This window comes from Bacteroidales bacterium (assembly GCA_012519055.1).
Taxonomy (GTDB): Bacteria; Bacteroidota; Bacteroidia; order Bacteroidales; family Salinivirgaceae; genus JAAYQU01.
This window is the reverse complement of record JAAYQU010000014.1, coordinates 70,490-82,980: the sequence shown is the minus strand read 5'-3', so window position 1 is coordinate 82,980 and position 12,491 is coordinate 70,490. Positions and strand designations below refer to the sequence as shown.

Annotated in this window: 9 protein-coding genes; 3 read left to right on the top strand and 6 right to left on the bottom strand. The window is 36.8% G+C overall.

Annotation, left to right across the window (positions count from 1 at the left end; all coding sequences use genetic code 11):
* Positions 1-9: 9 nt before the first annotated feature.
* The 4 genes from rseP to tilS all read right to left on the bottom strand — a co-directional run bounded on the left by rseP (position 10) and on the right by tilS (position 5,068).
* Positions 10-1,326, bottom strand: coding sequence for an RIP metalloprotease RseP (rseP, locus tag GX311_03100; GenBank protein ID NLK15363.1), 1,317 nt, complete (start codon positions 1,324-1,326; stop codon positions 10-12).
* 5 nt (positions 1,327-1,331) lie between these two features.
* The gene (locus tag GX311_03095) at positions 1,332-2,495 is read right to left on the bottom strand and encodes a 1-deoxy-D-xylulose-5-phosphate reductoisomerase (protein NLK15362.1); all 1,164 of its coding nucleotides are present in this window, start codon (positions 2,493-2,495) and stop codon (positions 1,332-1,334) included.
* A gap of 11 nt (positions 2,496-2,506) precedes the next feature.
* Positions 2,507-3,397 (bottom strand): M23 family metallopeptidase, encoded by an 891-nt coding sequence (locus GX311_03090; GenBank protein NLK15361.1) that lies wholly within the window; start codon positions 3,395-3,397, stop codon positions 2,507-2,509.
* A gap of 330 nt (positions 3,398-3,727) precedes the next feature.
* Positions 3,728-5,068, bottom strand: a complete 1,341-nt coding sequence (gene tilS / locus GX311_03085; GenBank protein ID NLK15360.1) for a tRNA lysidine(34) synthetase TilS — start codon at positions 5,066-5,068, stop codon at positions 3,728-3,730.
* A 208-nt stretch (positions 5,069-5,276) separates the two neighbouring features.
* On the opposite strand from tilS, the gene GX311_03080 reads away from it, so the two are divergent.
* The gene (locus GX311_03080; GenBank protein ID NLK15359.1) at positions 5,277-5,696 is read left to right on the top strand and encodes an OsmC family protein; all 420 of its coding nucleotides are present in this window, start codon (positions 5,277-5,279) and stop codon (positions 5,694-5,696) included.
* Between the two features lie 251 nt (positions 5,697-5,947).
* Here GX311_03080 and GX311_03075 read toward each other — a convergent pair whose 3' ends face one another.
* Positions 5,948-6,091, bottom strand: coding sequence for a hypothetical protein (locus GX311_03075; protein NLK15358.1), 144 nt, complete (start codon positions 6,089-6,091; stop codon positions 5,948-5,950).
* Positions 6,092-6,415: 324 nt separating this feature from the next.
* On the opposite strand from GX311_03075, the gene GX311_03070 reads away from it, so the two are divergent.
* Together GX311_03070 and GX311_03065 are read left to right on the top strand one after the other, a co-directional pair.
* A complete protein-coding gene (locus GX311_03070; GenBank protein NLK15357.1) occupies positions 6,416-9,367 on the top strand; it encodes a TonB-dependent receptor in 2,952 nt (983 codons plus the stop codon).
* A gap of 45 nt (positions 9,368-9,412) precedes the next feature.
* On the top strand, positions 9,413-10,432 hold the full coding sequence (locus GX311_03065) for an acid phosphatase (GenBank protein NLK15356.1): 1,020 nt from the start codon (positions 9,413-9,415) through the stop codon (positions 10,430-10,432).
* Positions 10,433-10,537: 105 nt separating this feature from the next.
* Here the strand turns inward: GX311_03065 and GX311_03060 are convergent, their stop codons facing one another.
* The gene (locus GX311_03060) at positions 10,538-12,487 is read right to left on the bottom strand and encodes a sulfatase-like hydrolase/transferase (GenBank protein ID NLK15355.1); all 1,950 of its coding nucleotides are present in this window, start codon (positions 12,485-12,487) and stop codon (positions 10,538-10,540) included.
* Positions 12,488-12,491 lie beyond the last annotated feature (4 nt).

Below are 12,491 nucleotides of genomic sequence, written 5' to 3'. Positions count from 1 at the left end.
AACAAATTATCATCTAAACAATTTAACAATATCGTTACCATTGGCATAAATTATAAGTGCAAACAGAAGCAACATTCCTGTAATTTGTGCAACCTCCAGAAACCTATCCGATGGCTTTTGTCCTGTAATCATCTCAAAGATTGTAAACAGAACGTGACCTCCATCTAAGGCAGGTATTGGAAGTAGGTTAAGTATTGCAAGCATAATTGAAAGGAAAGCTGTAAGTCGCCAAAAGCTTTGCCAATCCCATGTGCCGGGGAATATTTTGCCTATGGCGATAAATCCACCAAGAGACTCATAAGCCTTTGTTTTAGGCGAAAATATCAGTTTCAACTGTTTCAAATAGTCGCCCGCCGTTTTAAATCCCTTGTTTATGCCTGCGGGTATTGATTCTAAAAAGCCATATTCGGCAACAGCTACAGGAATCGAGGCCATTATATCGGCCATTATCCCCATTTTTCCGTTTTGATCAATAGTAACAGGCATTGTTATTGTTTCGTTGTCACGCACAACTTTAACATCAATTGTTTGTCCTGCATAATTTGGTAATGCTGATGTTAAAATATCTGCGTAAGGCGTTGCTATTGTGTCAATACCAACAACATAATCTCCTTTTTGCAACCCTGCTTGTTGTGCGGTTGAGCTGTCAACAAAATCTGCAATCACGAATTTAAATCGTGGAGCAAATAGCATAGAGTTATTTTTTATAACACTCTTAGCGAGCCATTCGGGAATATCAACGGTAACTTTTTCTCCATTACGTTCAACCTGAACCGTTTTTGAATCATTGAGTAAAATGGTGGTTGTCAGCTCATTAAATCTCTCTATTGGTTCGTTGTCAACAGACAAGATTCTGTCGCCGGGCTGAAACCCAACCATCATTGCAGTACTGTCGGGCATAATACCGTGCTCCATCTTAGAAAGCGGTATATACTCTTCGCCCCATGTAAACAGTATCAAAACATAAATCACCAATGCGGTAATGAAATTTGCCAAAACACCGCCCAGCATAATAAGCAGTCGCTGCCAAGCTGGCTTTGATCTAAACTCATAAGGCTGTGGGGGTTTCGACATCTGATCTTTATCCATCGATTCGTCAATCATACCTGCAATTTTAACGTATCCTCCCAATGGAAGCCAACCTATTCCGTATGTTGTTTCGCCGATTTTTTTCTTGAATATCGAAAACCAAGGGTTAAAAAAGAGATAAAATTTCTCGACCCGCGTTTTAAAAAGACGTGCAAAAAAGAAGTGACCAAACTCGTGCAATATTACTAATAATGACAAGCTTAGCAACAATTGTCCTACTCTTATTAATATCTCCATTATGTCTATTTTGTTTTAATTTTTTCTATTATTTGTTCAGCTCTTAAACGTGCTTCCTGATCGGAATAAATATAGTCGTTTAACGAGGGATTACTTATTTTTATTACGCGCGAAAGAGTTTCTGTAATTATTTCGGTTATCTGCATAAATCCTATTCTCTCTTTCAAAAAAGCTGCTACAGCTACTTCGTTTGCTGCGTTAACGATACAAGCATAGTTCCCTCCTTGTTTTAAAGTATCGTAAGCAATTTGCAAGCATGGAAACTTCTCTGTATCAGGCTTTTCAAATGTAAGAGTATCAATGGGATCAAATATATATCTCTCAAAATTATTTTTTGTCCTTTCTGGATAATTCAAAGCATATTGTATCGGCAACCGCATGTCGGGCAGGCTTAGATGGGCTTTTATATTGCCATCAACAAACTGAACCATACTATGTATTATAGATTGAGGATGAACCACAACATCTATGTTCTCGGGTTGAATATCGAAAAGCCAGTGTGCCTCAATAACTTCAAGCCCTTTGTTCATCATGGTTGCCGAGTCTATAGTGATTTTGGCACCCATATTCCAATTTGGGTGTTTTAATGCATCGGCGGGTGTGACTTTTTCAAGCTGCTCGATTGTGTAATTTCGGAAAGGTCCCCCTGATGCGGTAAGTATCAGCTTTTCAATTGATTCGTGGCTTTCTCCTACAAGACATTGAAATATTGCAGAGTGCTCAGAATCAACAGGGAGGATTGTTACTCCATGCTTTTTGGCTGCTGGAATTACCTTGTCACCCGCAACAACCAATGTCTCTTTATTTGCCAAAGCAATATTCATTCCCTCCTCAATAGCTTTCATTGTTGGGATTAGCCCTGAAAATCCGACCACTGCTGTAACAACCGTATCGGCTTTAACTATTGTTGGGAGATTGTTTATTGACTCTTGTCCTGCCAGGACTTTGATATCCAGTCCATACAAAGCAGCTCGAACATATTCATACAACGACTTGTTCCCAATAACAACATATTTGGGGTTGAATTCTCGCGCCTGTTCTATCAGAGTGTCAGCTGAATTATTGGCTGTAATGGCTACAACCTCAAATTTATCGCCTGACTCTCTGACAACCTCAAGCGTTTGCGTTCCAATGGAACCTGTACTCCCAAATAAGATTATTTTTTTCAACGCCCAACAATTTAATTAAAAGAGACATAATCAGCCGGATTGACAGGAACGCCATTATGCCATATCTCGAAGTGTAAATGTGGTCCTGTGCTATATTCTCCGGTATTGCCAACAACGCCAATAGGCTCGCCCACAAGCACGTAGTCGCCTTGGTCTTTCAAGATTACAGCATTGTGTTTATATACGGATATTACATTGTTTGTATGCTGTATCTGTACAACGTTTCCTCCTTCGAGTGTCCAGCCCTTGTATATTACTGTGCCCGAGAGTGTTGCACAAACAGGAGACGATGGTTTGGTTACTATATCAATACCAAAATGTTGTTCCTTTGAATTAAAAGTACTGGAAACAACTCCTTTTACTGGCGGGAAAAATTGCAATGTAGAAATGTTTGACTGATTTACAGGCGTTTGCAAAACAGAAACACTTGTTTGTCTGTCGAACTCAACCTTTTCGCGAATAATTGAATCAAACTCCCGTTGGTTCAAAGAATCAATTATTTCGGAGCGATTTTCGCTCAAACTTTTCAATGATGGTGTTTCCGTTTTTATATCTCCAACCAATATCTGTTTCAAATTGACAATATATTGATCCTGAATGTCAATTAGTTGTGCGAGACTGTCAACTTTAATCGAGTTATCGATAATTCCCTGTCTGATTTTGGCATCGGGATAATCTGGTATCCAATGTTTTAGTGGTGTAAATGTCATTAAAATACCACCAAACAGAATAAAAACTAATATAATTATTGATAAACTATAAACAATGTTACCCAATGTTAACCTAAACGACCAAACCTCTTTAAAGTTACCGTCATCCATCATAACAAGACGAAAACGGCGTTTAAAAGGTCTGGCTCTCTTTTTTTTCTCTTTTGTCTCTTTTTTCTTTTTGAAACACATAATTTAACATGTCAATTATCAATGGTCGAATACCATTTCAATGTTTTTAACCCTAAATCAACAATAATTTCAATTAATTTTAACTTGTAAAAGTAACGGTTTGTTTTCATTTATTCAAATCGAAGTTAACGACAAAGGGGGTGAAAACGTGATGTTTGATTTATTTATCTTTTTAAACAATTGATTTTCTGCGCATTAAAATTATTAATATTAAACCATTAAGAAATTAAGAAAAATTTAGGGTAGAGACGCCACAATGTGACGTCTCTACAACGCCATAACATTCAGATGATTAATCGAAAAATGAAAAACAAATCTGTGCCAATCAGTTTAATCGGTGTGCTCTGTGTTCCATTTCAATATCAAAAATTTTGTCGTTTGATTAGTAATTGCATAGCGTTTGTCCAAACGTAACCCTATTACCCAAATAATTCCACTTTTGTCGGTCAGAACAAGTTGTTGTTGTTTTTCGACCGACTTTTTCTTTATATCTGTCAGATAGTCACTTACTTTCTTTGAACCGTTCATTCCGATTGGGAAAAATTTGTCGCCTTTTTGCCATCTTCTAATTGTTAATGGTAGTGTGATTTTTTCAAAGTCAATGCACTCAACAAAACTGTTATTTTTATACTGATTGGTTTGGTCTATATCGCTATGCTCTATTGTTAAACTAATTTTTTCGGAGCCATAAAACGGTATAGATTCAATAGAAACAGTCTGAAAATCGTCAATCATATCTAAGTCGGTAATTAACACGCCGTTTCGCTCCCGTACAATATAATGATTTTCTGTTTTGATATATACACCCACCTGAGAATCAACTATTTTCAGATATTCGTGGGTACGATTTCCGCTATATCCCATATCTGACAAAAGTTCAAACAGAACAAGATTCAAGGTTGATTTATCCATATTTTTATCTAATCTGACAAAAACACCATTGTTATTTTGGCTTACTATCTTGTCACGAATGGTTTGAAGTTGTTTAATTGAAAATTGATACCAATCGTTCCAAACATCAATATTTTTCTTCATTGTTTCGAGAAACGAGGGATTGATTTTCTCAAATTCCGGAATTACTACATTTCTAAAACGATTTCTCGGTATTGAGTTGTCGCTATTGGTATAATCCTCACGGAAAGGAATATCGTTGGCAACAGCATATTGCACGATATGTTCTCTTTCGGCAAAAAGTAGCGGTCTAATAATATCAGAGTGTACCGCTGTCATCGCTGTTAAACCTCGCAAACCTGTACCGCGAGTCATATTCAGCAAAACAGTTTCGATATTGTCGTTCAAATGGTGTCCGATAGCGATAAAATCAATATTAAGTTCGCTTTTTAATTGTGCAAACCAACTGTAGCGCAGATCGCGTGCTGCCATCTCGACAGATATTTTTTGCGATTTTGCATAACCAACTGTATCAAAAGATTCTACAAAACACTCTATTCCCAATTTCTTACAAAACGATTCAACTAATTGCTGGTCAAGATCGCAATCACCGGGGCGCAGATTAAAGTTGCAGTGTGCAACGGTAATTTTGTATCCAACCCTATGCATTAACGATAATAAAACCATACTATCTGCTCCTCCACTTGTAGCAACTAAAATGCGCTTATCGGTAGAGGGAAGTATTCCGTTTTTTATCTGTTTTAAAATCTGTAGATACACTTTTCTAATTTTTTAGCAAAAATAGAGTTTTTATCTAAATGATTTATATTTCTTAGCTTTATAACCTTTAAAACTATTTGTTTTATAGATTGTTAACAAATCCACAGATTTAAAAAGAAGATAAAATAATATAAACATATTTAGATGTATGGATATTTGGCACGGTATTTTCAATACCGACTGTAGAAAACAATTAATCAAACATAAAATGAAAAATGAAGTATCAATGAATTGGAAAGGCAATATGTCTTTCGAGGGAGAAGTAAACGGACATAAACTAATGTTAGATACTGACTCAGCCGCAGGAGGAGAAGATAAGGGGCCTCGTCCAAAACCACTAATGTTGCTAGCTTTAGCTGGTTGCACTGGCATGGATGTAGTTTCCATTCTCAAAAAAATGCGTGTAGATTTAAATGACTTTAATATTAAAGTATCTGCCAATTTGACAAAAGAGCATCCAATGATTTATTCAACCATGCATATTATTTATGAGTTTAAGGGAAAAAACTTAGATCCGGAAAAAATAAATAAAGCGATTTCTCTTAGCCAGGAACGCTACTGTGGTGTTAGTGCGATGTACAAAGAGTTTTTAAAATTAACACACGAGATAAAAATTATTGAAAGTTAAATATTAGGTCGCTTTGATTAGACTCAGTGACCGTAGGCACGTTGGTTTCGACAAGCTCAACCAACGTTACTGAACTCATCAGATATAGCAACTTAGATATGCTAAGCATAGTTAATGGCTAATCCATACTTTAAAATTTTCGTTTGGATAAAAATCTTCTCTTTTCCAGTAAAACACATTGTTAATTAAAATATATAGCCTCAATGGTTTAATTGTAAATGTAACTATTTGTTCGTCATCTTGTGCATAAACTAAAAATGCGTTACCAAAAAACCCAATGACCCCAGTAATAGTGTTATTAACGCAGGTACTTCATTTCCCACTTTATAGACTTTCATTGTAGTTCCTGCAACTACTAATAGTAGTGAGATTATAAATATGTGTTTCAGCTTCATATTTGATGTTTAGTTATTTAACTTAAATACTGAATATATAATAACAAAACGAACAGACACTTGAGCGCAAAGCATTATAAAACAGAGGTTTAGTTTAACATGTCGCTTTAGAACTTGGTGTTTATGATTAAGATAAGATTAAGTTTTTGAAACCTTAATGTTAAGTTATTAATAACTTTTTGTAATGGTATAGGATAGCTTCTTTTATTTACTCAACTTTGCTAAGGTTCTGATTTTACGGGATTTTGTTGAAAAGTAAACAGAACTTACAAAATAAGGACAAAGCTAATTAAAATAAAATGTAACTAACTAATTTACTTTGCAATGACATCAATTAAAAACTTTGAAAAAAAACAACACGACAACTTGTTAATACAAGGTTGTTGTAACAACTCAAATGAAATTAAAGTGGATAGAAGAAAAAATATACTTCAACACTTGATTGTAACAATTGTAGCGGCACTTTTGCTATTGCCCGTACAACTTTTTGCGTATACACCAGGAGGCTCAGCTGAGAGAAATACCGGAACTATAGCCGGAACAATAGTAGATGAGATGGGTCTTGGTGTTCCAAGTGCTTTGCTTGTGCTTGACAAGGATAACCGTTACACGTTAAGCGAATTGACAGGGCGTTATCGTTTTCTTGATGTTCCTGTTGGGGAATATGTGTTAAGTGTTAAATATCTTGGTTATGAGGAGTTTACAGCCCCTGTCCAAGTAATTGCAGGCAAGGAAACCGTTTTAAATATCCAACTAAAGGAAGAAGTTTACACAATTGGAGAGGTAGTTATTGTAGGTGAGGCAATCAAAGGTCAGGCGCGAGCACTCAGCATTGAAAAGAATAACAGCAATATTACCAATATGGTAGCAGCAGACCATATTGGTCGTTTCCCAGATTCCAATGTCGGCGATGCTCTTAAACGAATTCCCGGTATAACAATGCAGGCTGATCAAGGAGAGGCTCGAAACATTGTGGTGCGCGGGCTTTCAGCTGCTCTGAACTCAGTAACACTCAACGGCGGACGTGTGCCAAGTGCCGAAGGCGACAATCGTAATGTGCAAATGGACCTTATTCCGAGCGACATGATTTCTACCATTGAAGTAAACAAAACCTTGCTGCCAGATATGGAAGCTGATGCCATTGGAGGTTCTGTGAATTTAGTAACCAAGGCTGCTCCCAAAAAGCGCGTAATCTCTGCCAATCTTGCCACTGGTTACAACCCAATCCGCCAGGGAATGACCTATGTTGGAGGGTTGGTTTATGGCGACCGCTATTTCAATGACCGTCTTGGAGCTGTACTTTCACTAAGTTATCAAGATAAAGACTATGGTTCAGATAACATTGAAGCTGAATGGGCGAAAGACAAATTTGATAACGCTTATATTAAACAGTTCGAAATACGTAAGTACGACGTGCAACGTATCCGTAGAAGTGGTTCGCTTAATTTAGACTACGTTTTTAACCCTGAGCATAAAATTGAATTTAACACAATGTATAACTGGAGAGACGACCGCGAAAATCGTTTTCGTCATCGCCAACGTAAAATGTCACCTGTCTATGATTCTGTAGATAACAGTATCATTGGTTACAAGGGTGAACTTGACAGACAAACTAAGGGAGGTATCGACAACGATCGAAACAAGAACCGTCGTCTTGAGGATCAAAGAGTGTTGAGCGTGGGAATGGGCGGTGAACACCTTTTAGCCCCATGGCTTGAAGCAAGATGGTCGGGTAGCTTTGCTCGGGCTTCAGAGGATCGTCCTAATGAACGGTATATTACTTATAAAAGTAAAAAGCACAACTTTACACAAGATCTTTCAGATGGTATGTTCCCCAAAATCAACACGTTAGACGAAACTGATGATGGCTATTCGTTTGACGAAGTAGCTGAAGAGAAACAGCACACACACGAAGATGAGTACACCGCGAAACTTCATTTCCGCGCACCTCTTAGCATAATTAAAGAGCAAAAAGGACGACTACGTTTCGGTACAAAATTGCGATTTAAAGAGAAAGTGCGTGATAATAACTATTTCGCATATGAGTTCTTAGGTGATGCAAACCAATATCTATTTAATGCTATTCCTACCAATTATTATGATGACGAACGTTTTCTTGGAGGAAGAGGTTATGTACCCGGACGTTTTGCTTCTCATGAGTTTCTTGGTCAAATTCCTCTGAGCGACACTTCACTTTACAAGCCAGAAGATGTTCTTGCAGAGTATTATGCAGGAAATTATAACGCACGAGAAGATATTTATGCAGCCTTTGTACGTTGGGATCAGAATATTACAAAGGATTTTGTAATCATTACAGGTGTGCGCATGGAACATACAAAAATTGACTATCTAGGACATACGCTCATAGACGACACAAAGGGAGAAGATGTGCGCGACCGCAATAGTTACACAAATTGGTTCCCAAACCTAACTTTCAGATATCAGCCAACCCAAAAATTTACACTTCGCGGAGCATTTAGCACCTCTATTGCTCGTCCTAACTACTATTGGCTTGTTCCATATACACTTATTAACAGTGACGACGAAGAGATAAGCACCGGTAATGCTCATCTTAAAAGCACTTATGCTTACAACTATGACCTAATTGCAAGTTACTACCCAGCGGGTATCAGTCAAATCTCGTGCGGATTTTTTTATAAGAGGTTAAATAATTTTATTTACAAATACGCTACCGAAGCCTATTCTCGTAATCATTTTGCTCAGGATTTCCCAGAATTGACCAATCCTATTGCAGATAGCGTTACATGGAGATATAGCCAATATCGCAATGGCGACAATGTAGACCTGTATGGTTTAGAGGTATCATATACTCACAAACTCGAGTTCCTACCGTGGATTTTACGTAATCTTGTAGTTAACGCAAATTACACTTATACACACTCTATTGCCAATGGTATAACCAATGAAGATGGCGAAGTGCGCGAAGATATGCCTTTGCCGGGAACAGCTCCTCACACCATTAATGCATCGCTTGCATATGAGGATAAGCTTGTTTCAGTGCGTGTGTCTTTCAACTTCACTAATGACTATCTTGATGAGTTGGGTGGAAGTTCCTTTGAAGATCGCTACTACGGCACACAAAGTTTTCTTGATGTGAATGCCTCTGTAAATCTTCCTAAAGGTATACAAATTTACGCACAGGCAAACAATTTGCTTAATCAGCCTCTCTACTACTACCAAGGACAAAGTGACCGCTTGATGCAGATCGAATATTATTTACCATCGTTTATTCTTGGGTTAAAATGGAATTTTTAAAAACTTTTTACGTTTAACTTAGAGATATAAAAACAACATAACGAAATGAAAAAAGTCAGATTAATTCAATTTTTATTACTTCTGTCAGTTTCAGTATTTGCCGTAAACGTAGCTACAGCACAGAAATCGCGTGGTGTAGCTACCCAACCGGTGATGCAGGCTTTCACTCAGTACGATGATTTTACTCCTGTTACTGCGCTCGATACGCTTAAGAAGCTTACCGAAGACCGTTTTACTTTCCTTATTGCTACGGACATGAATCGTTATGGACATTTTGGGCAGCGTGAAATGGGCTATGTAATGGGTGATGTGGCAGATGCAGCTGATGCTGAGTTTATTGCTGTAACAGGCGACATTTTTCACTATTTGGGTGTTCAAAGTGTTAATGACCACATTTTTATCAGTTGTTTTGAGGAGATGTACACCCACCCTGAGCTACAAATTCCATGGCATATTACCCTTGGAAACCATGAGTATCGGGGCAACACGCAGGCTATTATTGATTATTCGCAGGTAAGTCGCCGATGGGAGGTTCCCGCTCGCTACTATAGCAAAAGCTACACGCACGAGGGAGTCACAATTGACATGTTTTATATTGACACGCCACCAATTATAGACAAGTATCGCAACAATCCGGGAGAATATCCCGACGCTTGTAAGCAAGATAGGGATGCTCAACTAAAATGGTTGGACAACGCACTTGCAAGTAGTAAGGCTAAGTACAAGATAGTGCTTGGACATCATCCTGTATATGCAGAAACAAATAAGGATATATGCGAGCGCGATGACATGCAACGTTATGTAGATCCATTGCTTCGCAAGCACAAGGTGGACTACTATTTTAGTGGACATATCCACAATTTTCAAGCAATTCGTAAGCAAGATAGCCCTGTTGGTTACTTTACCATTTCGTCAATTGCCAGCACTCGCAAGGTGAAACCTATTGAAGGTACACAGTTTTGCAGTAAAGAACAAGGCTTTGCTGTAGTTTCAGTTGGCAAAAATGACATAGCAGTTTATTTTCTCAATAATCAGGCAGAGATTATTTTTAGGGAAAAAAGATAGTGTAAATAGTTTTCTAGACATTTTTTTGCCTCTGTCCTATCGCTTTATTGTGGTGGGACAGAGGTTTTTTATTGAGTACATAACCCGCTGCATAAATGCAGATAATCATTTTTCATTAATTTTAAGTTCTTTGTTATAATCCTCTTTCGATATAATCTTATCCTCTCGGGTAACATAAAGACTCATATTCTTAAAAACACTCAGCTTCTTTTCAAGATTTGACTTGATGGATATGTTATCAATTTCTTCAATATTTAACAAAGAATCAACACGGTATAGCTTGTCGCCTGATAAGTAGTAGTTGCCCGATAAAAATTCCACAACCTGGCGTTTATCATTCATGAAAGCGATGTTTTTTGGAAACTCATTTTCGTTATATATTAACTGCCCTCCTAGAGATGTGCTAATTGTTGGAATATGTGTTAAATAATCCTGCAGAAACGATAGTATTGCCTCCGGAATATCCAAATGACTTACTGTATTGGTAAAAGATTGTGACTCTTTTAATTTATCAGAAAAGATCAGCAGTGGAACATGATATCTTTTTAACGGGTTCTTTACCGGAATCTCATTCATTGGATGGTCGCCTGTGATTATAAAAATAGTGTTTTCATAATCTTGCCGTTTTTTGTACTCTTCAAAGTACTCTTTTATAGCATCGTCAACGAACAACAATGTTTTTAAAAACGTTGAATATGTTTGAAAAAACTTCTCGTATGGTTGTTTGGTGAGCTGTTTATATATACTGTCATAATACTCTTCGTTGTCTATAACAAATGGAGAGTGGCTTGTTCCCGTAAAATAAATATCCAGTCGTGGCGACTGTTTTAAAGTATCAATAACCTCCAACGATTGCATAAATAAATCCCTGTCATTATAACCCCAAAAGAACTTATCTTCTCCAACAATTATTTTAGAATAACTATCTGAGAACCTGCTTTTATCGAAAATTAAGTCGATATTATTATATCTGAAAAACCTGCTCTTTGAGTAAAACCATGCACCTAATCCGTAGTAAAAAGATGTATAATAGTCATTCACACTTAATATTGAGATAAGCGACAAATGACGTGGAAGCTTTTTTTGCTGCGTAAATCCCTTATTTCCGTATGGTAACCCTCCCAAAACAGAGGGGACAACGGCAAAAGACCTTTCTCCTAACGTAAAACAACGTTTCCAATAAAGGCTGCTATCTTTTAGCTGACTTAAGAAAGGCATTAATTGTGAGCCTTTATATTCATGAATAAAGTCATCGCTCAATCCTTCCACTATTAGTATTACAATATTGGGCTTAGTAGTAAACTTGTTAAAATATTTACCAAGTTCATTTTCTCGTTTTGCTCTGTGAGCCAACGGAAAATCATCACTTATAAAATCTTTTTCAGGATATATTTCTCTAAATTTTTCAGTATCAACAGTTATTGCTTCTTCAGATTTTAACGCATATCTAATTGATTCTCCGATAAAGAAGATTGGCTTATTAAGTGAGTACTCGTCTAAGTTACTTCTCCACAATCTGTTAAACAGAAAAAACAGAGGCATTGATAACAACACAAAAGAGTATAAAAATTTCAGACAAATCCTATTAAAACGGACTTTATTGATCAGCCATGCAAATAAAAGCACGACCAGTACTATTACAATTAAGCCTATCGAAATTTGAAAAATATTTATTGGAAAGGTTGTTACCGTAAATAGTATCTCACGAATTGAGTATTGGTACAAAAATATATCTAAAGTGGTAAGTCTGTATGCAAAGTATACAATGGTTAAAAGAGAAATCAGGGTTAAAGCAACTAACAGAGTTATATTGACTACCCGTAGGACATTTGATTTAAACTTTGACAGCAAAAAACTAATAAAACCATATGCTACTATAAAAAAAGTTACACCAAAAATATCCCTAAACAGGCCAAAACATTCAGAGACAACAATCTTATTATCAAACCCATAATTATATGTTATTAGAGCAGTTTCAATCACTCTAAGCAGAAAGATTAGTAAGTATACTGCAGTTATTGTCTTTGCATATTTTTCAAAAAATGGGTTTTTCATTTTT